Below are 21227 nucleotides of genomic sequence, written 5' to 3'. Positions count from 1 at the left end.
ATCGCCGCCCGGAGCACGCGCAACGACCGGGAAAGCCACGGGAGTCGCGGAGGCGATCCCGTACCACGACGGTGGGGAAACCTGGGTGGCAGGCGCCGCCGCACCATGGGCGGCCCGCGGTCACCGCGGCCCACCGGCGGCAGCGGCACTGCTGTCAACGGTTCGCAGGAACGCGAGCGTGGCGAGTACCCGGACGTTCACCCCGCGTCGCGTCGCCTCGCCGATCGGGGCGAGATCCAGCTTCGCGGTGATCGACGAGAGATGCTTCTCGACGGTGCTCACCCGGCAGCCCATCTGCTCGGCGATGCCCAGGTTGGAGCGCCCCTCGGCGACCAGGGCCAGGATCCGCCGCTCGTGCGGGCTCAACCGCTCCAACGGGTCGCTCGTACGCTGCCTGGACATCAGCCGGTTGATGAGATGACGGTCCACCACCACTTCACCGGCGGCAACCCGCCGGATCGCCTCGACGAGCTCGTTGAGGTCCCCGACCCGCTCCTTGAGCACGTACCCCACCGCCCGGGCGTCCTCCTGCATCCCGAGCAGCCGCTGGGCGAAGTGGAGTTCGGCGTACGAGGAGAGGACGAGCAGTCCGACCGCCGGATACCGGGCCCGTACGGTCTCGGCGAGGCACAGCCCCTCGTCGGAGTAGCCCGGGGGCAAGCGGATGTCGAGCAGGACCACTTCGGGTTCCGTCCGCTCGAGGAAGAGCAGGGCCTCGGTGGCGTCCCGGGCCCGGCCGACCACGGTGAGCCCGCGGCTGGTCAGGCCTTCGGCGAGAACGTCCTGCAGGAGCGGCTGGTCCTCGACGACGGCTACGCGCATGGATCCTCCACGGGAAGCAGTGCGGTCAGCCGGGTGCCGCACCCGGCCGGGCTGGTGACGGTCATGGTTCCTCCGACGGCCGCGAGACGGTCGTGCAATCCGCTGAGCCCCGAGCCCGGACTCGCGGATGCCCCGCCTCGTCCGTCGTCACTGATCTCGATCCCCACGCCGCCGTCCACCGGACGGACCGTCAGCCCAATTCGCTGGGCGTCGGCGTGCTTGTACGCGTTCGTCAGCGCTTCGACGATCAGGAAGTAGGCGGTCAGTTCGATGTGCCGGGGCCACCGGCACGGGGGGATCTCGGTATGGAGCGGCACCGGCGCGCTGTCGGCCAGTCGGTCCACGGCCGCCGCCAGCCCGTGCGCGACCAGGTCGGTCGGGTAGATGCCCTCGGTCAGGTCCCGTAATCCGGCGATCGCCTCGCCGAGCAGTCGGTGCGCCCGCTCGACCGTCGCCCCTGCTGCCGCCGGGTCGGGCGTCGGCGTGCCGGTCAATGCGTGCCGGGCGACGTCGAGGAGCAGAAGCACGGAGTAGAGCTCCTGCTGCGCCCCGTCGTGGAGATCCCGCTGGATACGGTGACGCTCCTCGTACGCGGCGGTCGAGATCCGTTCCCGCGACCGCCGCAGTTCCTCCAACTGGGCCTGCTGAGCCGCGTACAGACGGGCGTTGTCGATGGCCAGCCCGGCGACTCCGACCGCGGCCTCGGCCAGCGGGCGCTGCGCGGCCAGCGCCTCGTCGTGCTCGACGAGGGCGATGAGCGCGCCCCGGCGGCGGACCCCCGTGACGGCCCGGCCGCTCGGGGGACGCTGCGGCCGCGGCTGCGTGCCGTCCGCGGGGCCGGACGGGTGGACGAGGGTGAGCGTGGGGTCGCCCAGGGCGTCGGCGAGCACCTGCTGGAGCCGCTGGGGCGGAAGGTGCGGGTTTCCTTGCTCGATCCGCAGCACCGCACGAGCGGCCCGTCCCTGCGCGATCTCCAGCTGGACCAGCCTGGCCACCGCGACCAGCGGGATGACGATCAGATCGACGGCCAGCGCGGCGAGCAGGATCGCCACCCGGACGCGGACGGGTGCGCCGAATGCGCCCGCAGTCGCGGCAGCGGCACCGCCGGCCCCGGCCACCGCCGCGGCGACCCACATGGCCGTGGCATGACGACGGCGCAGCCGGGTCGACGAGGCCCACCGGCGGGCCACCACCGCCAGTACGGCCACCGTCAGTCCGATGTAGACCCAGCTGCCGGCCTGTGCCCAGGCGGTGTTGGGGCCGGGCGTCATGTCCCACCACCAGGGCGGTCGTGGCGACTCCGCGACGTACCGGCCGATCTGCGTGCCCACCGCGCCGACGTAGCCGGCCACCGCGAGGATCCTTGACGGGCGGTCCACCAGACGCCCGTCCGGCAACGCCAGCACGAGGTGGCCCAGTACCGCCGTCCACAGGTATGCGAGGCAGTAGCCGGTCGCGAAGAGCGCGAGGTGGTGGCTCGCCCGCAGGTCCCCGAGGTGGAACGCGGCGCCGCAGATCATCAGCAGCCGACCGGTTCCGGGCGTGGGGGAGCGTACCCAGACGACCAGTCCGCACAGGATCGCCAGCGCACCGAATCCGTGCAGCACGGTTCCGATCCAGCCGCGCTCCAGGACCGGGCCGGAGAGTGCGACGGCCGTACCGGCCCAGGTGAGCGCGGCGAGGGCGCAGGCTCCCGCCTCGGTACGGCGTCGGAGGCGGGGCGACGACCGTGCTTTCCGGGCCTTGCGGGTGGCTCTCGTACCGGTCGGAAGTTCTTCGGCGGGACCGCCCCGGCGCCTCAGGTCGGACCCTGACTCCAGGATCTTCACCGACGTCGGCCTGCCGCCGGAGCGCCGGTCTGGCTCGGACACGTCATGCCTCCCCCTGGCACCGCGTCTGTACATGTCAATGAATGCCCGGACAGTGTATGCCTTCTTGGTCGTTCCCCGGGCCGGGAAGCGGCCACGGCCGACGGGGGAGGCCACGGCCTCCGACCTCAACTGGTCTCACGGTCCCCGCCGTTAGCTGCCGGCGGGCCTGGTGGGCGACGGCTTGTTCGGGACCGGAGACCCGGGAGTTGACGGAACGTTGGTCCTCGAGCCGGAGCAACGGACGTCACCCTCGTATCACGGCCCCCGCCGCGTCGGTGGGCAGTGCCGGCTCGCTCTTTGTGGCACATCCGGCGCATACCGCGCGCGCCAACCGCCGCGTCGCCAACCATGGTTGCTCGTCCGAGCCTGCCTGCACTGTCGGAGGCCGCTTCACCGGTTTGCCAGGCGTGCTTCGAGGCTGTCGAGGATGAGGTCGAGACCGTAGCCGAACTCGTCGGCGTACGAGTAGTCCCGGTGCATGACGTGCTCGGTGATCAGCTCGGCCAGGTGCGGGTAGGCGTCGGGGGAGAGCCGGTCCTGGATCTCGCCGACGAATTCCTCGACTCCGGCGTCGGTGTCGAAGGGCAGGTTGAGCTCGGTCAGCACGAAGCCGTAGACGTAGGCGTCGATCGCGGAGAAGGCGTGCGACGCCAGCGCCATCGGGAAGCCGTTGTGGCGCAGGCAGCCGAGCACGGTGTCGTGGTGTCGGAGCAGGGCCGGGCCTGGGGAGCGGCGCGACTCGATGAGGCCGAGGGCCCATGGGTGCTGTGACAGGGTGGCCCGGGCCGACGCCGCGCGGTCGGTCATCGCCCGCCGCCACGGTTGCCGGGGTTCGGGCAGCTCGATCCGAGTGAAGGTCCAGTTCGCCAGGGCGTCCAGCAATGCGTCCTTGCCGGCGAGGTGATGGTAGAGCGACATCGCCTCGACGCCGAGTTCCTTGCCGACGTTGCGCATGCTCACTTGGGCGAGGCCGCCGCGGTCGGCGACCTGCACCGCGGCGTCGATGATGCGGTCGTGACTGAGCGCCGGACGCCGGGGCATGACGGAACCTCTCTGATCAGGCTTGCTGACTTACGCCCGTAAGGCTACCGTGAAGCGCAGACTTACACTTGTAAGGAGGGGTGCATGAAGGCAGCAGTCGTCGACCGGTACGGCGCGCCCGACGTCGTACGCATCGGCGAGGTTCCACGGCCCGCGCCACGTGGAGACGAGGTGCTGGTGCGCGTCAAGGCGGTGGCGGTTACCTCGGCCGACTCGCGTATACGCGGGGCCCGGTTCCCGGCGGGTTTCGGGTTGTTCGCACGGTTGGCGTTCGGCGTTCTCCGTCCTCGGCGGACGGTCCTGGGCAGCTCCTTCTCCGGGGAGGTCCTTGCCGTTGGCGCGCGCGTCCGGGACATGGCGCCGGGTGACGAGGTGTGCGGCATGACCGGGGTGAGACTCGGCGCACATGCCGAGTACGTCGTGGTGCCGGCGAGGAGGCTCGCGCGGAAGCCGTCCGCGGTGAGCCACGAGGATGCCGCGGGATTGCTGTTCGGAGGCTCGACAGCGTTGTACTTCCTGCGGGACAGGGCGTCGGTGGGGCCCGGCATGTCGGTGTGCATCAACGGTGCGTCAGGCGCGATCGGCACGAACGCCGTCCAGTTGGCGAAGTACTTCGGCGCGACCGTCACCGGCGTGACCAGCACGGCGAACACGGGTCTGGTGGCCGACCTGGGAGCAGCGCGGGTCATCGACTACACCCGGGACGACCTGGCCGGCATCGCCGACCGGTTCGACGTGGTGCTGGACGTCGTCGGCAACCTCTCGATCGCCTCAGGCCGGCGCCTGCTGAGTCCCCGAGGGGTGCTGCTGCTGGCTGTCGCGGGCCTGGGCGACACTGTACGTGCCCGTGGCAACGTCGTCGCGGGCCCTGCACCCGAACGCGTCGAGGACTTCGAGTTGCTCTTGCGACTGGCTGCCGATGGCAAGATCACCGTCGTGATCGACCAGATCTACGACCTGTGCGACATCGCTGAAGCACATCACCGGGTCGACAGCGGCCGCAAGATCGGCAACATCGTCGTGCGCCCGTAGCCACGGCGGCACGGCGTCGTCCGGCTATCTCTGGCTGGAACGTCCTCCGCGTTCTCCGAACCGGTGGGCCAGAGAGCCACAGTCCAGCGTGACTCACTGATCGGCCCCACCTTCGGTGAGCTGACAGCAGCGGACAGTCCCGCCACCGTTGTGACTGTCCGCGCATCCCGTTCCGGCACCCGGGCGGGGACGTGATGCACGGGCCGCGCGAGCCGGCTGCATCGCTTCGGCGATGTCCGGCGTTGGGCGCGCGCACAGCACGCTCAGGACGACGGGATCCAGCCACGCGTTACCCTGGCCGCCGAGCAGACTGCGGGCAGCGATGCGGGCCGGTTCCTCGCGTGGAGGTGCGGAGGGAATGACCCGCCAGGGACGTTCAGCCCTGCAGCCAGTGGGCGAGCGCTGCAGAAATCTGTGACGCCTCAGGGGCGGGCCCGTAGGGTCCTGCACGCAGCCGCGTGTCAGCCTGTGGCGATGACGTCCCGTCTCTCCACGGCGGTGGCGAGGGCGGTTACGGCGCTGCGGGTCCACGAGTACTGGGCCTTCCGCCGTGCTGTGGGTTCGTCGGTTGCGGGGTGGCCGAAGGCGCCGTCTGTGTTCTGCTGGGCGACGAGGAAGGCGATGGCGTCCTGGGTGATGCGGTGCGGGCCGTGCCCCTGGTGGACGAGTGTGCGGATGGTGGCTGCGAGTTGGCCGAGGTGGTAGTTCTCGAGGGCTTCACGCAGGGCGAGTGCGGCGTGCAGCGGGTAGTGAGGCGGTTCCCGGTGTGCGTTCTGCCGGGGGATGGCCGCGGCGGTGGACGCGGGGACGAATCCGAGAGCGTGCAGCCGGTGCACTCCGTCGGCGATGTCCACCGGGATCGTGGTGAGTGAACCGACCGCGTCCGCTGCGGCCTTGAGGAAGCCGTTCAGGGAGGGGCATGCGACATCTGCCGCTCGGAGGGCCAGGGCGAACTCTCCCACCACTTCCATGCCCTGTTCCTGCCAGAAGGCGGGGTCCGCGTCGGCGAGGCGTGCCGCGTAGTACTGGAGCGCCGGCTGGACGAGGTCGTGTTCGTCGATCGCGGCGGCTCCGAGGGCGGCGGCCGCGACTCCGGCGAGCCCGGTACGGGGGTCCTGTGGCAGGCTCGCCTCACACAGCCACACCACGGCGCTCCGCAGCGGCGTCTCCAGGCGGAGTGCGGCCGGCGGGTTCCGGCGCGCCGTGACGGGCCGGCGGCGGGTGCTTCGTGCGAGCATGCCGGCCAGAGCAGCGACGATGGTGGTGTGGTACGCCTCTGCCCAGCGTCGGTAGTGGTCGTCGCCGCTGTCGATCCCGGGATGAACGACACCCTCGGGACCGTTCACCCGTCCGCTGTCCTCCTGTACTGATTCCAGATAGGCCCAGGCCCGGTCTTCGGTGCAGGCGTCGGTGACGCCGAGGGAATACAGGCAGCAGAGCAGTTCGCCGGTCAAGTCGGCGTTCGCGCGGCCTTCGGCCAGGACGAGGAGCGCTTCGACGAGTTCGACGCCTTCCCTGGGGTCGTAGCCCTCGGGCCACACGGGTTCCCGCCTGCCGAAGTCGGTGACGTAGAAGATGGTGTGGGTGATGGCGTAGACGTCGCGATCGGTCAGCTTGAGGACGTTCGGCCGGCGGCAGAGGAGCGTGAACGGCAGAACCTCGTCCATCGTCGGCAGATCGTGCGCGATGCCGCATACGTGAAGTGTGTGGAGCAGGTCCAGTTGCCGGTACGGGATGCGCTCGAACGCCGCTGCGTACCCGCCGTCCACGGCCTGTTGGATGAGGCGTCGGAACTCCAGGTCTTCGCGGCCGCAGAGCCGCAGGGCCGCGTATGTCCCGGCGTACAACAGCAGGGCCGCCTCGTCCCGGGGGATCATTTCCCGGTATGAGGGCTGTCGGGCGACCTCTTCGACCTGTTCGAGAAGAGCCGCGTAGTCACCCGTCAGGGGTGCGTCATCGAGCCGGGCGCGCAAACCCACGAGAAAAGCAGTCTCGATCAGCGCCTTACGGGTGAAAAGGACACGGTCCGGGTGCGTATGGCGGGGGTCCAGCAGGTCCCGGCGCGCAGCGAGCCAGGCGACCGCCTGGGTCTCCACCGCGCGCCATCGAGATGACCGCACGCCGGGTTCCTCTGTTCTCACTTTGTTCCTCCCGGCAGTCACCTTCAGTCAGCGATCGTGGTTCAGTTGTCGGACGGCGTGGCGGCGTCCGCGGCTACCTCGTTGGCGACGACGAGGACGTAGCGTTCCCAGGCCAGGACGTAGCCGGCCACGTCGTCCAGTTGGCTGACCTGGCCGACCACGCGCTCCAGCGGAACGCTGAGATCGACCAGTCCACTGGTCCTGAGGAAGTCCAGCGCTTTACGCGCATCAACAGACGGCGGACAGGACATTGACGCACCTCCCTGTTCAAAGGGGCGAGCATTGCCCAACCACTATCTGCTCCTTGAGCATGGCAGCGGAATATGCGTGCGGTAACTCATACAGTCATATCGATCCCATTGGTGGGGCCGTTTACTCGCGGTCGAACGGCTTTCGCCGCGGCCTGCAACACCTGCACTTCGCGCTGATGGGACGGAATCCGTGGCGACCGCGTGAAGCGGTTTCCGAAGCGGGTCCACGCCCCGAGTTTCCGACGGCCGACCGCCCAAGCCCGTTCCGGAGGACCGCTGCATCAAGCCGGAACCTGGCCCGAACCGGTGGTCACGGCCCGCAGGGCGACGACGAACCAGGGCAGGGCTGTCACGCATGCATCGGACGGGGCCGACCCGCGGCGGAACCCGTCGGGCCGTCTGGCTCGTACGCGAAGACGAACTCCCGCTGACCGCAGCCATGTTGACTCACCTGACGATCGAGCGCCCGTGGGAGGGCCGCGAGTACCCCGGGTATTCATGGGGCTACCTGGCGGGCCTGGGGGTTCGTGGTCGGCAAGACCGTCTTCTGACGGGCGTCGGTGGCAAGCCCACGGGGTCCGGCGCGCGCCGGCCGCACGCACGCCGTGACGGTCAGACGGACATCCGATCTGCCGGCGGGTCGGCGCGGTGGCCACGGGCCAGGGCCCGGCGGCCGAGGAACACGGCGCCGAGCCCCAGCGGGATGGCCACGACGGCGCCGAGGAGCCCGTTGCCCGTGCCGGGACCGCCACTGGTGGTTGCCACGTGCAGCAGTGCGAGGATCGTGCCGGCCAGCCCCACCGCGATGGCCGACACCCCGCCGATGCGCGCGTAGCGGGAGCCGATCCGGCGGCCCGCGCGGGCCAGGGCCAGCCCGCCGACAGCCAGGCCGAGCAGCCCTACCCCCAGAGCCAGGTTGGCCCCGGTCCGCCCGTCGCCGATGATCCCGCCCTCGGCGGCCGCCATCAGTGCTGCTGAAGCACTCATGCCGATCCCCTCCTTCTCCGTTGATTCCGACGTTCGGTGTGCCTTGCGAGCATGCGCGCCGGGTCCCGTGCGGGTCGTCCAGCAGATGCAGGCACCTTCCGCTGCCACCGCCGGGCGATCCGGATACTCCGGCTGCGGCAGACGGCGCGCTGGTACCGCGCACGCAGTAGCCGGCGTTCGTCCCAGGGTCGGACTCGACCACGACCGGATCCGGCTACGGTGCGGCCATGGACAAAGGACGGTTCGCTGTCCCGGCCGCAGTCACCGACTGGGCGACCGCCTTGGGCGTGGCAGCGCTGCTGCTGGTCACCGGGCTGTCCGGGCCGCACCCGGCCGGGGGCCGCGAACTGCTCGGCGCCACCTTGCTGGTGACCGGCGGGCTGGCGCTGGCCGCGCGACGCCGGGCGCCGCTCGTGGTCCTGGCTGTCGCCGGACTCTGCGCAGTGGGCCACCTGGGGGCCGGGTTCGAGGTACTCGCCGTTTCGTACCTGGTCGCGGTCTTCGGCGCGGTACGCGCCGGGTACCGCGGCGTCACGCTGGCGGCGTCCTTGGGCCTGCTGGTCGTACTCCACCTCACCGCCCTGGTCCTCCATGACGGGTCCGCGCGCGAGGTCGTGGCGCACGCCCGGAGCACGCTTGAGATCGCCTGGCTGATCGCCGCGTTCGCCGCCGGGGAGGCGGTGCGGCAGGCCGAACGCCGGGCGGACGAAGCCGAGCGCACCCGCGAGGAGACCGCGCGACGCCGGGCTGACGAGGAGCGGCTGCGCATCGCGCGGGAACTGCACGATGCGCTCACCCACCAGATCTCGGTCGTCAAGGTGCAATCAGAGGTCGCGGTCCACGTGGCCCGGCGGCGGGGCGAGCAGGTGCCGGAGGCCCTGCTGGCGATCCGGGAGGCGGGCCGGGAGGCGAGCCGGGAGCTGCGCTCGACCCTGGAGGCGCTGCGCGACGACGACACCACCCCGCCGCACGGACTCGACCACATCCCGAACCTGGTGAAACGGTTCCGAACGACGGGGCTGGAGACGACGCTGACGATCGAAGGACGTCCGCAGGACGTGCCGGCGGGAGTGGGCCGTACCGCTTACCGGATCGTTCAGGAGTCGCTCACCAACGTCGCCCGGCACGCCGCCGCGAGCACTGTCTCGGTACTCATCGAATGTCGGTCGGACGCCCTCGCCATCCGCGTCGACGACGACGGAAAGGCCACCTCGCATCCCGCGCTGACTCCCGGCCTCGGGCTGCGCGGCATGCACGAACGTGTCGCGGCTCTGGGCGGCCGGCTGCGCACCGAACCGCGCCGCGCAGGCGGCTTCACCGTCCAGGCCGAACTCCCCATGAACGGAGCGCCGTGATCCGTGTCCTGCTGGTCGACGACCAGCCGCTCATCCGAAGCGGCTTCCGCGCGCTGCTCGACCTTGAAGACGACATCGAGGTGGTGGCCGAGGCCGCCGACGGCCGAGAGGGTTGCGCCCTCGTCAGGGAGCATCTGCCGGACGTCGCGCTCATCGACATCCAGATGCCCGTCATGGACGGCATCGAAGCGACCCGGCGCATCGCCGCGGACCCGGCCCTGGCCTGTGTGCACGTCGTCATGCTGACCAACTACGGCGTGGACGAGCACGTCTTCGACGCGCTGCGCGCCGGCGCCGCCGGCTTCCTCGTCAAGGACATCGTGCCGGAAGACCTCCTGCACGCCGTACGCGTGGCCGCCCGCGGCGACGCCCTGCTCGCGCCCGCGATCACCCGAAAGCTCATCGACCGGTACGTCACCCAGCCTCCCCCGACCCGTGTCGGCAGCGGGCTGGAGGGGCTGACCGGCCGCGAACGCGAGGCGGTCGCCCTGGCCGCACAGGGCCTGTCCAACGACGAGATCGCCGATCGCCTCGTCATCAGCCCGTTCACCGCCAAGACCCATGTCAACCGGGCCATGGCCAAGCTCCACGCCCGTGACCGCGCCCAGCTCGTGGTCCTCGCTTACGAATCCGGTCTGGTAACCCCGCGCAACTCCGTACGCCGTTGACGGGCCGGGGCGCTGCGGTGCCCGCCGCCAGGACCTCGCGGGCAGTCCCGGCAAAGCCTTCCCGTTTTCGGCGAGACCTTCTTCCCGGCTCGGCCACACGGCTCCTGGAGGACCTGCGGGAAAGTGAGGCGGTGTGGGTGGGGCAGGGTCGGTCGGGCAGGTGTGGATGCGCGTCTGGTCGCGGCCGAGAGGGAGGCCGACCGCGTCGACGTCTTTGGGGTGGTAGTGGTCGAGGTCCTGCCCCCAGGCACCCGTGCGCAGGGAACAGGCCAGCGCCGGCGAGGCCGCACGGGCCAGGCTGGCGGCCTCCGCCGGGAGGACGGTGTCCGCAGACTGGTCTCGGGCAAGCGCGTCCTCGCGGCGGTGGCCTTCGCCGCGGCGGGGGCATACTGGCGGGAACTCGGCGACGAGGGCCATGCGGCGGCCGCCGAGGACGCCGCGCGGTCGTGCGGCGGGGACCCGGCCGCCGGCGCGGACTCATCGGTGCCCCGTGACGACGGCGCGCAGCAGGACGCGGCGAGCCTCGACGGTTCCGGCGGCGAAGGTCCGGCGGCGGGTGACCAGGGCACTCTGGGTGACCCGGGCTTGGGCGACGCAGGACACAAACTCGCGTCCGCCCTGCCCGTCGACCCCGGGTCGGTGGCCGCCTCGACCAAGGCCGGTGTCGCCGCCAAGACGGGTATGGGCATGACGGCCAAGGTGGTCGTGGGCGGCGGGCTCGCGGCGACGGTGACGGCGGGGGGAGTCGTGCTCAGCCAGCAGGCCGGAGCGGACACCGTGCCGGTCCGGGTCACCGTGGCAACCAGCGTCATCGAGGCGACCATGCCTGGCGACCCCGAAGGCGCCTGCTCGGTGGGGGGCGGTGCCACGGACTGCACGAGGGTCGTGAAATCCAAGAAGGGTGAGTCCGGCCCGGTCTCCGTGGACCCGGCCCAGCCCCTTCCCGAGGGCGTCAGCCTTGTGTACTGGGGTTGCGACGAGGGCCCGCAGGCCGACTCCTGCACGCTCACCGCCGACAGGGACCGCCACGTCTGCGCCACCACGACCAGTACCGAGGACGGCGCCGCCCGCCGCCGGTGCGCTGAGCTCACTGGTTCCCCGGCGCCGGCCGTCGAGTTTCGTCCGCTGGCCTGGACCACGAGGACGCAGGTCAAGGTCCTCGGCAAGCCGAATGGCCGCCCCCAGGTGCTGGCGACCACGGGGAACCGGACGAGCCCGGGCCGGGTCTTCTGGTCGCAGGACGCCACCCGCGTGGCGTGGACGGAGACGAACACCGCCGATTCCGGGGACGGCCTCGCGGACGACACAACGGTCAAGCTGCGCGATCTGAGGTCCGGGAAGGAGCACTCCTGGACGTGTTTCGCGTGCACGATCGCCTTCGTGGACGGTGAACTCGTCTCCGGGGGGAACGACATCCGCAGCCACCCCGCCGACGGCGGTGCGGCGAAGGACCACGACCTGTCCGAGATCCCAGCCGGTCCGGCGCACGACGGACCGCCGAACACCAGACTCCTCAACACCTGGAGCGATTCAGGGCTGCACACCTACGCGGTCTCGCGCGTGGGGGAGACCGGCCAGCGATCCATCCTGACCACGCTCGGCTCACCCACCAAGGCGCGGCAGGTCAGGGGCTTGCCCACGCTCGGTTACGCGAACGGTCTCTGGGCCGTCAGTCCGGACGGCAGCAGGGCGGTCTTCGACCCGCCGACTGGACAGCCGCCGTACGACTCCTGCGGTGGAGGGGCCTACCCGATGGCCGGCCTCGACATCGCCTCCGGCACCTCCGTTCCGCTGAAAGGCCCCGGCGTGGGCTACCGGGTCCACGAGACGTGGTTCGACCCCGACGGCACGGCTCACGTGGTCTACCGAGCCGAGAAGGGGGCCGACGCCGCATCGTGCGCCGCCGACCTCGGCCGTGCACCCTTCCACTACACCCTCGCACCCGGCGCCAACACCTGGAAGCAGTCAGCGAAGGAGCCCGCCCGGCCCTCGCTGCCGCCGACGGGCAACGGATCGAACGCGTCACCGCCAAAGGCGCGTTCAGCCTCGTGATCAGCGAAGGGCAGAAGAAGCGCACGCTGGACACCGGAGTCACAGGGGTCTACCCGTCCACGGCCCAGTCGGGTGAATCCTCCTGACGGAGTGCACGTCGCGGTGTGCCCTCCTGACGGACCATTCCCGGTGTTGTGCACTGCCCCTGGGCCCGGACGTCTGCCCTGGCTCGTGACCGGCGCGACGAGGCTGGGCTGGGAACCGAGCAAGGCCGAACGCGTGATCTGCCGGAGCCCTCGAGGCACCGGCAGGTCAGTCGGCTCCACCTGATCATGGTGGAGGCGGCGGCGCAGCATATCCGGCATTCACTGCGGCCACATGCTGCCCCTCGAGACTCGCGGCCTGTCCCACCTGGTGAACCAAGGTGGTCCCCGTCCCGCCGAGCCCGAGTGGTGTGATCTGGCTCACGTGCTGTCACGGCGGCCGATGTCGCGGTGACTTAAGGCCGAACACGTGGACCGGAGGAGGCACCATGACTGAGCAGACGCATGTGGTCGTGATCGGTGGCGGATACGCGGGCGTGATGGCCGCGAACCGGCTGACGCGGCGCGACGACGTGACGGTGACGCTGATCAACCCGCGCCCGGACCTGGTCCACCGGGTCCGCCTGCACCAGTTGGTGGGCGGATCCGACGACGGGGTCATCGCCTACCGGGATGTCCTGGCCGAGCGCGTGCGGCTCGTGGTCGACACTGTGACCCGCATCGACGCGGCCGAGCGCAGCGTGACGCTCGCAGCCGCCCGGGGCACGCTCGACTACGACTACCTGATCTACGCGGTGGGCAGCGGCAGCGCCGAAGCGAGCGTGCCCGGAGCGGCTGAGTTCGCCTACCCGCTCGCCATCCTGGAGGAGGCACAGCGGCTGCGTGCGGTCCTTGACGCCACGCCCCCGACGGCCCCGGTGACGGTGGTCGGCGCCGGTCCCACCGGCATCGAGACCACCGCCGAGCTCGCGGAGCAGGGCCGCCGGGTCACCCTGGTCTGCGGCGGCGTTCTCGGCCCGTACCTGCACACGCGGGGCCGGCGGTCTGTCTCGAAGCGGCTGGCCAGGCTCGGTGTGACGGTCATCGACGGTTCGGGCGCGAAGGTGACGGCGGTGACCCGCGGCGCCGTGCGGCTCGCCGACGGCCGTGAGCTGCCGAGCGAGGTCACCGTCTGGACCGTCGGCTTCGGCGTTCCGGACCTTGCCGCACGCAGCGGGCTGGGCACCGACGCCGCGGGGCGTCTGCTCACGGACGAGACGCTGACGAGCGTGGACGACGAGCGCGTCCTCGCGGCCGGGGACTCCGCGGCGCCGTCCGGTCTGCCGCTGCGGATGAGCTGCCTCAACGCGACACCACTGGGCGCGCGGGCCGCCGACACGGTACTCAGCCGGCTCGCCGGTGAGCGGCCGGAGCCCCTCCATCAGGGCTTCCACGCCCAGTGCATCAGCCTGGGCCGGAGCGCGGGGATCTACCAGTTCGCCAACCGGTCTGACGTCGCGGTGTGGCTGCACATCGACGACGGGCTGGGCGCAAGGATCAAGGAGATGGTCTGCAAGCGCATCCCCGGGCACCTGGCCGGTGAGGCGCGCAAGCCCGGTTCGTTCCGCCTGCACCGTGTACGGGGAGGTGTTGCGAAGCGCCGGCAGTTGCTGCGCGCCCACCGCGCCGGGACACCGGTCCCCGCCGACCGGGCGTCCTGACCGGTGCGTGCTGACCGGTGCGTGCTGGGAAGATCGTGCTGTGGACGCACGCAACGGCGGTCGGCCGCGGGGCTGATCGCCAAGGACGAGGGACGGGACGAGAGATGAGCGGGGCCGCCACCGACCCGACGACCGAGGCGTTCCTCGCCCATCGCAACCTGCTCTTCACCGTCGCCTACGAGGTACTCGGGTCGGCGGCCGACGCCGAAGACGTCCTGCAGGAGACCTGGCTGCAATGGGTCAAGGCCGACCAGGGGCAGGTCCGCGACCAGCGTGCCTTCCTTGTCCGGATCACCACCCGGCAGGCGCTCAACCGGCTGCGTACCATCAAGCGCCACCGGGAGGCGTACGTCGGCCCCTGGTTGCCGGAGCCGTTGCTCACCGCGCCGGACGTGGCCGAGGACGTCGAGCTCGCCGAGAGCGTGTCGATGGCGCTCATGCTCGTCCTGGAGACGCTGTCCCCGACCGAGCGGGCCGTCTTCGTGCTGCATCGGCTACGAGGAGATCGCGGCCGCCGTCGACAAGAGCCCCGCGGCCGTCCGCCAGATCGCCCACCGCGCCCGCCGGCACGTCGACGCCCGCCGCCCCCGCCGGTCGGTCTCGTCGGCCGAGGGCCGGGCGGTCCTGGAGTCGTTCCGGCGCGCCGTCGAGACCGGGGATCCGCAGGTCCTCCTCGATGTCCTCGCCCCCCAGGTCGTCCTGATCAGCGACGGCGGCGGCATCAAGCACGCGGCGCTGCGGCCGGTCACCGGCGCCGAGCGGGTGGCCCGTATGTTCGCCGGCGGCCTGGGCAAGCTCGAAGGCACGATCACCACCGAACCGACCCTTGTCAACGGCAACCCGGCACTCCTCGTCCGCCTGGACGGCGAGGTCGACGGCGTCATGGCGATCAGCGTCGAGGACGCCCACATCACCGGCCTGTACTACGTCCGCAACCCCGAAAAACTGTCCCGCGTCGCATCCGCGACTCCGCTCACCCTTCACTGACTGTGAGGATGTGCGGTGGCTTCTCCGAGTGGGTCCGACTCACGAACTCACCGACGCCGACTGGCTGTCCCAAGGGGATTCGTCGTCCAGCTCGGGGGAGGCCGACGCACGCGACCGGACGGGCGTCCGTGACCAAAGGAGCACTGCGGGCCCGTGACGATCCAACAAGTCAGGAGCTTGGTCCAGAAGCTCCATCACTGTCTTGTCCGCCCGCCCGGCCGGTGCGTGCCACTCCACCGGGATCAACGAGAAAGCGGCAGTGAACAGCAGGACGGACCGGGCCCCGGAAGTCACAGGCGGCGTCGGCACCCACGGCGAGACCCTTACCGTGCGGCGGTGATCGACCGGATCGGCCGTCACCTCGCCGACCGCGAGTTCCCACCATCGCCACCGGGTACCGCCAACTGCACGCCTGGCTACGTTCCTTCGGCATGGAGACGGCTGGGGTGGACGTGTCCTGCGGGGAGTTTCGGGATCCTCGTTGGTGCGCCGACGCCCGGCGATGCGCTGTCCGCCCTCCACGTCGCCCACGATGAGTGCGAGAGACGCATCGGCCGGGTCAGGGCGAGCGGCTTTGGGCAGAGCGGTCGCGCGGGCCTGGACGATCCAGCGCGAGAGCCCTCGGTATTTCCCTCGCGAGGTGTCAGGAGTGGACGAAGTCCGCGCTGTGAGCCGTCAGTTGGGTCGTCGCAGGTCGGGCGGCGGGGAGCTCTTGCCAGTAGGCCGTGCTGTTCGGCATTGAGGTCGTCGGGCTTGGTGGGGATCATCCCGGCCGAGCCGGCGCGGGAAGATGTGGCTGCGTCGGCGTCCGGGACCGGTTGGTGTACGTGTGCAGGAGGTTCAGCAGCCCGTGTTCCCCAGGGCCTTGATCCCACCCCGGTCTTCGGGTTGTCCGAAAACAGTCGGCGCGGACGGTCGAGGCTGAGCAGCCGTAGCGGCACCCGATGCGATGGTGGCAGTTATGAATTCTCCCATCAGTTCCGGGACCTCACAGGCTTGGGCGGCACTGGGCGCCGATTCTTCGCTGCTCGACCGGGTGTCCTACGGCGGCCCGTCCGGAGGCCTGCCGGCGCGGCTGCCCGTCATGGAGCTGGCGCGCGCCACCGTCGCGGTGTGCTCGCTCGCGGCTGCCGAGCTCAATTCCCTACGCACGGGACGCCCCGTGATGCGCGTGCGGGTCGATGACGAGGCAGTCGCGACGGCGTTCCTCAGCGACCGGTTGGTGCGGGTCGACGGTCGAGGGTGGTCGACGTTCTCGCCGTTGTCGCGGTTCTGGCGAGCGGCCGATGGATGGGTTCGTACGCACGCCAACTATCCCCACCATCGGGCCCGTTTGCTCGCCGCTCTCGGGGTTCAGAGGGACGCCGGCGAGAAGGCGGTGGACGCGGTGGCCCGGGCGATCGCGGGGCTTACCGCGCTCGAGGTGGAGGAGACCGTGTACGCGGTCGGCGGTTTGGCCATCGCGGCACGCGGCCCCGAGGACTGGGACAAGAGCGAGCAGGGGATCACGGCGGCGGCGCAGCCGCTGCTCACGACGGCGCGCATCGATGACGCCCCGGACCGGATGCCCGACGGTGCCCCACTACCGTGCGCGGGTCTGCGCGTCCTGGATCTGACCCGAGTGCTGGCCGGACCGGTCGCCACCCGGACGCTGGCGTTGCAGGGCGCTGACGTGCTGCGGATCGACGCCCCACAGCTGCCGGAAAGTCAGGAGGCCCACAACGACACCGGGATGGGGAAACGCTCGACCACCCTGGACCTGGGACAGACCACCGACCGTAGGCTCTTCGAGGAACTGCTCGGCGAGGCAGACGTGGTGGTCACCGGTTATCGACCGGGCGCGCTGGAACGGTTCGGGCTGACTCCCGAGGCGCTCGCCGAGCGCCGTCCGGGTCTCGTGATCGCCCAGCTCTCCGCGTGGGGCCGTTACGGGCCATGGCACGAGCGGCGCGGCTTCGACAGCCTGGTCCAGGTGGCCACCGGCATAGCGGAGTTGGAGGGCTCGCCGGACTCGCCCGGGGTGCTGCCCGCCCAGGCGCTCGACCACGGCACCGGCTATCTGCTCGCGGCCGGGGTGCTGCGCGCGCTCACCGAGCAGCACCGCACCGGTGGCACGCGGCTGGTCCGCCTGGCCCTGGCGCAGACCGCGCACTGGTTGATCCACGACCTGGCACCCGCTCCGGGCGAGGACGAGGGATTCAACGCCGAGCACTGGCTGACCGAGACCGACAGCCCCATGGGCCGACTCCGGCACGCGCTGCCACCGGTGTCGTACGAGGGGGGCCCGGTGGACTGGGCACGTCCGCCGGGCCGGTGGGGGACGGACGCACCGGTCTGGGGCGGCGCCTGACGCATACATCGGGTCGGTGCACCCGTCACGCCGATGAAGTCGTGTCGCGGCCGCGGGATGCGGGACGACCATGTCACCGAGTACGCCACATGTGGCGTTGCACGCAGGCCCGGCGGGACCCGGTAAGCCGCATCGGCGCGACTCCTGGCTCTGTCCCGGAGCGAACCAGCACATTCTCGTAGGTGACCATCTATGAAACGCAATGCTCTCCCCTCCTGTCGCTGTCGGAGCGGCCGACCACCGGGTGCTCCGACAGCGAACTTGCCCGGCTGACAGGCGCATCCGGGCCGGCAGGACTTGCTGCGCCGCTACCGGAGGGGTCCCTTGGCACTGTTCGCCGCCTTCGTCCTCCTCTCGTCCGTCCCGAGCAGATTGCCTGTTCGCCCCGCTTGGCCGTGCGGTGACTTCTACAGTGCTTCTCACAGAGGCGGGCGAGTCCGGGGGGCGCTGCATGGCGCGGGTAGTGGGAGTGCACGGGATCGGTAAGCAGCTGCTCGGCGAGGACACCCTCACCGGTCAGTGGCGGCCCGCTCTGACGGATGGGCTGCGTCGCGCCGGGGCGCAGGAACCCGAACCTGAACTGGCCATGGCGTTCTACGGGGATGTCTTCCGGTTGGACGGAGACTTACTCGCTGTAGGGGAGAGGCGTTACACCGCTGCCGACGTCGAGGAGGGCCTCGAGCAGGAATTGCTGCTGGCATGGTGGCGGGCGGCCGCGGAGCATGATCCAGGTGTGGTGCCTCCGTCGGCTGACACGCTGGTGGCGACGCCGCGGTCGGTGCAAGCTGCGCTTCGGGCCCTGTCGGGTTCCCGGTTCTTCGCCGGTGTCGCACTTCGGTCGATGGTTCACGACCTGAAGCAGGTGAGTCGTTACCTCCTTGATGCTGATGTGCGGGACGAGGTCCGTGGCCGGGTAGTGGAGATGATCGGCCAGGATACCCGGGTTGTGGTGGCCCATTCCCTGGGTTCGGTGGTGGCCTATGAGGCGCTGTGCGCCCGGCCCGGGCACGGCGTGCGAGCACTGGTCACCATCGGGTCGCCTTTGGGGATCCCGCACTTGGTCTTCCACCGGCTGGAGCCTGTACCTCTGGGACTCGGCCGCACGGCACGCGGAGTCTGGCCGGGTGGGAAGGGCCTCGCCTGGACCAACATTGCCGATGAGGGCGACGTCGTGGCGCTGGTCAAAGATCTGCGCCCCGCCTTCGGTGAGTCGGTGGTGTCTGCACGGGTGCACAACGGCTCCCATGCGCACGATGCGACCGCGTACTTGACCGACAAGCTGTGTGGGCAGGCGATCGCGGCGGGGCTCGCGTGAGCGTTCGAGGGGGCGGTGCGGAAGGCGACGCCCCGCGCCGCTTCCTGATTGCGACCGCTGTCTCGCGATACCCCAAATGTCCGGAGTGGGACCGGCCCGGGCTGGTCCAGGCCCGCGAGCACATCATCGAACTGTTCACCCGCGAGCTCGGCTACCGGCATCAGACCGCGCTCGGGCTGGATCCGACCCGTGTCCAACTGACCGACCAGCTACGTGCGTTCTGCAAATCCGGTGACCGGCGCGAGGACGACCTGCTGGCCGTGTACGTGTCCGGCCACGGCGAAGTCCTCGACGACGGCGGTGACCACGTACTGTTCACCACCGACACCGACCCCGACGACATCGCCTACACCGCACTTCCCACGGTGGAACTGGCCCGGACGATGTTGCGGCACACCCTCGTGCGACGTCTGCTCCTGATCCTGGACACCTGCTACTCCGGGCAGGGAGGGAACGAGCTGGCCGCGGCCGCGTTGAATCGCATCAGCGCCCAGTGGGGGCAGGCGACGGGCTCGGGTCTTGTGATCATCTCCTCCGCGCAGCCTCACCAGCAGGCGAGGGCCGGGCTGTTCCCCCACCTGTTCGCACAGGCGGTGGGGAGCCCGGCCACGGCAGGACACGGGCCCGAAGCCTTGTCGGTGTCCACGGTTGTGCAGCAGATGAACGACCACCCCGACCGTCCGGGCTACCAGCGCACCGGCCTGACGCTGGTCGGGCTGACTGGAGAACCGCCCGCATTCCTGGCCAATCCCCGTCACAGCACCCGCCTGACCGGTGTGGACCTGGCCGTCCAGCAAGCCGCGCAGTTCGACGAACAGGCCAGGCGCCGCGATACCGAACTCACGCGTCGTCTCCTGGTGCGCGCCATGGGCTACCACGGCGACGGTGCGCAGGGGTGGTGGTTCTGCGGCCGCCGTGCCGCGTTGGCCGACCTGACCACGTGGCTGAACAGCAACGCTGCCGAAGGCGCGTCGGCGTGTCGCGTGGTCACCGCAGGGCCCGGATCGGGCAAGACCGCCGTCCTCGGTCTGATTGCCGTCCTGTCCCATCCTGAACGGCGCCGCACCGTACCCGTCGAAGCCCTCGGTCTCCATTCGGACCTGGTGCCGGGTGAGGGTGCCGTGGACGTAGCCGTCTACGCCCAGAACCTCACCGACGACGACGTCCTGCACGGGCTTGCCGCCGCCGCCGGCGTACACGCCCGTACTGTCGGCGAGCTCCTCCACGGCTTGGAGACGCAGGCGCGCCAGCGGCCGTTCACGGCGCTTATCGACGCCTTGGACGAGGCCGACAGCCCCGACACCTTGTGCTCGCGGGTCCTGCGGCCACTGATCGAGCACTCCCGTGGCCGCATCCGGCTACTGCTGGGTACCCGCTCCTACCTCCTGGACCGCGTCGGCATCATCCGGCACAGCTCGGCCTACCACACCCAGGTCGTCAACCTCGACGATCCGCGCTACACCGACCCGGAAGCACTGCGCGCCTACACCATCCGCAACCTCATCGAAGCCCGCCGCACCTCTCCCTATCGGCGCCGCCCCGCAGCCCTGCGGCCGGTCGCCGAAGCGGTCGCCGAGGCGGCTGGCACCTCGTTCCTCGTCGCCCGCATCACCGCGGGCACACTGGCCGCGGCGGACGACGTCATCACCAACCCCATGGACCGGGCGTGGCGCAACAGCCTGCCGCGCCACGCCGGGCAGGCCATGCGCGATGACCTCGGCCGCCGCCTCGGACCTGATGCCCGGCGAGCTGTGGACCTCCTGCGCCCGCTGGCCTTCGCCGTCGGCCAGGGCCTGCCCTGGGAGGACATCTGGGCGCCCCTCGCCTCAGCGGTCTCCGGCCGTACCTACACGGACGACGACCTCCTGTGGCTGCGCCGCACGGCCGGCTCCTATGTGGTGGAAGCCACCGAATCCGGCCGCTCGGCCTACCGCCTCTACCACCAGGCCCTCGCCGAGTACCTGCGCGAAGAATCCGATCCCCGCACCGTCCATGCGGCGATCACGGACGTGGTGACCGAACGCGTCCCCTATCGCGGCGATGCCGTGCGTGACTGGTCCCGTGCCCATCCCTACACCCTCAACTACCTCGCTTTCCACGCCGCTGCCGCCGGGCGCCTCGACGACATCCTCACCGACACCGAATATCTCGTACACGCCGTTCCACGGAGCCTGACACCTCAGTTGCACCACGCCCGGGGCGAATCCGCGCGCCTGACCGCAGCCGTCTATCGCGCTTCCCTCGGTCTTCATGCCACCGCCGCTGCCGCCGTTCGGCGGCAGTCTCTCGCCCTCGACGCTGCCCGTGCCGGCGCCGGCCCCTTGCACAGGCGCCTGACCAGCTACATGCCGGGGCACACCTGGGCACCCCGATGGGCTACGGGGAGCGGGTTCTCCCCGGCACTGCGGGATACATTCACCATTGGGCACACCGGTTGGGTGACGGCGACGGGATGCACCGTCCTGGACGGCAATCCGATCGCCGTCTCCGCCAGCACCGATGAAACGCTCCGCGTCTGGGACCTGACATCAGGCGCGTCGGTCGGCGGGCCCCTCGTTGGGCACACTCACGCGGTGAACGCGGTGGCGTGCACGGTTCTGGACGGCACACCCGTCGCCGTGAGCGGCAGTACCGACCAATCGGTGCGGTTGTGGGACCTGTCGACGGGTTC

The 21227-nt window shown here is 70.7% G+C and carries 13 protein-coding genes and 1 pseudogene; 9 read left to right on the top strand and 5 right to left on the bottom strand.

Annotation, left to right across the window (positions count from 1 at the left end; all coding sequences use genetic code 11):
- Positions 1–120: 120 nt before the first annotated feature.
- From BLT82_RS24510 to BLT82_RS24500, 3 genes are all read right to left on the bottom strand, one after another.
- The gene (locus BLT82_RS24510) at positions 121–822 is read right to left on the bottom strand and encodes a response regulator (RefSeq protein WP_093658456.1); all 702 of its coding nucleotides are present in this window, start codon (positions 820–822) and stop codon (positions 121–123) included.
- Entirely contained in the window at positions 813–2693 is a 1881-nt protein-coding gene (locus BLT82_RS24505; RefSeq protein WP_167746072.1) for a histidine kinase, read from the bottom strand. Before BLT82_RS24505 ends, BLT82_RS24510 begins: the two co-directional genes overlap by 10 nt.
- 390 nt (positions 2694–3083) lie before the next feature.
- A complete protein-coding gene (locus BLT82_RS24500) occupies positions 3084–3734 on the bottom strand; it encodes a TetR/AcrR family transcriptional regulator (RefSeq protein ID WP_093658452.1) in 651 nt (216 codons plus the stop codon).
- A 171-nt stretch (positions 3735–3905) separates the two neighbouring features.
- Here BLT82_RS24500 and BLT82_RS24495 point away from each other — a divergent pair, with 171 nt between their 5' ends.
- Positions 3906–4766, top strand: a complete 861-nt coding sequence (locus BLT82_RS24495) for an NAD(P)-dependent alcohol dehydrogenase (protein ID WP_208868021.1) — start codon at positions 3906–3908, stop codon at positions 4764–4766.
- Between the two features lie 461 nt (positions 4767–5227).
- On the opposite strand, the gene BLT82_RS24490 is transcribed toward BLT82_RS24495, so the two are convergent.
- Complete coding sequence (locus tag BLT82_RS24490; protein WP_244292111.1) at positions 5228–6886, bottom strand: DUF6895 family protein; 1659 nt, start codon at positions 6884–6886, stop codon at positions 5228–5230.
- Positions 6887–7770: 884 nt separating this feature from the next.
- Complete coding sequence (locus BLT82_RS24480) at positions 7771–8145, bottom strand: DUF6223 family protein (RefSeq protein WP_093658446.1); 375 nt, start codon at positions 8143–8145, stop codon at positions 7771–7773.
- Between the two features lie 227 nt (positions 8146–8372).
- On the opposite strand from BLT82_RS24480, the gene BLT82_RS24475 reads away from it, so the two are divergent.
- From BLT82_RS24475 to BLT82_RS37245, 8 genes and pseudogenes are all read left to right on the top strand, one after another.
- Complete coding sequence (locus BLT82_RS24475; RefSeq protein WP_093658444.1) at positions 8373–9500, top strand: sensor histidine kinase; 1128 nt, start codon at positions 8373–8375, stop codon at positions 9498–9500.
- The gene (locus BLT82_RS24470; RefSeq protein ID WP_093658441.1) at positions 9497–10168 is read left to right on the top strand and encodes a response regulator; all 672 of its coding nucleotides are present in this window, start codon (positions 9497–9499) and stop codon (positions 10166–10168) included. Before BLT82_RS24475 ends, BLT82_RS24470 begins: the two co-directional genes overlap by 4 nt.
- Before the next feature lie 162 nt (positions 10169–10330).
- Positions 10331–12220, top strand: a complete 1890-nt coding sequence (locus BLT82_RS24465) for a hypothetical protein (protein WP_093658439.1) — start codon at positions 10331–10333, stop codon at positions 12218–12220.
- A 472-nt stretch (positions 12221–12692) separates the two neighbouring features.
- Positions 12693–13904, top strand: a complete 1212-nt coding sequence (locus tag BLT82_RS24460) for an NAD(P)/FAD-dependent oxidoreductase (protein ID WP_093658437.1) — start codon at positions 12693–12695, stop codon at positions 13902–13904.
- A gap of 104 nt (positions 13905–14008) precedes the next feature.
- Positions 14009–14891, top strand: a pseudogene (locus BLT82_RS24455) (RNA polymerase sigma-70 factor).
- A 961-nt stretch (positions 14892–15852) separates the two neighbouring features.
- Positions 15853–17241 carry a CoA transferase gene (locus tag BLT82_RS24445; RefSeq protein WP_093658433.1) on the top strand — a complete coding sequence of 463 codons (1389 nt, stop codon included), beginning with the start codon at positions 15853–15855 and terminating at the stop codon, positions 17239–17241.
- Positions 17242–17692: 451 nt separating this feature from the next.
- A complete protein-coding gene (locus BLT82_RS24440; protein WP_093658671.1) occupies positions 17693–18556 on the top strand; it encodes a hypothetical protein in 864 nt (287 codons plus the stop codon).
- On the top strand, positions 18553–21227 hold a 2675-nt coding region (locus BLT82_RS37245; RefSeq protein ID WP_244292110.1), incomplete at its 3' end, for a caspase family protein. The genes BLT82_RS24440 and BLT82_RS37245, both read left to right, overlap by 4 nt.

Origin of the sequence: Streptomyces wuyuanensis (assembly GCF_900103455.1) — a bacterium.
In the GTDB taxonomy this organism is placed as follows: Bacteria; Actinomycetota; Actinomycetes; order Streptomycetales; family Streptomycetaceae; genus Streptomyces; species Streptomyces wuyuanensis.
This window is presented reverse-complemented; position numbering and strand designations above follow the sequence as displayed.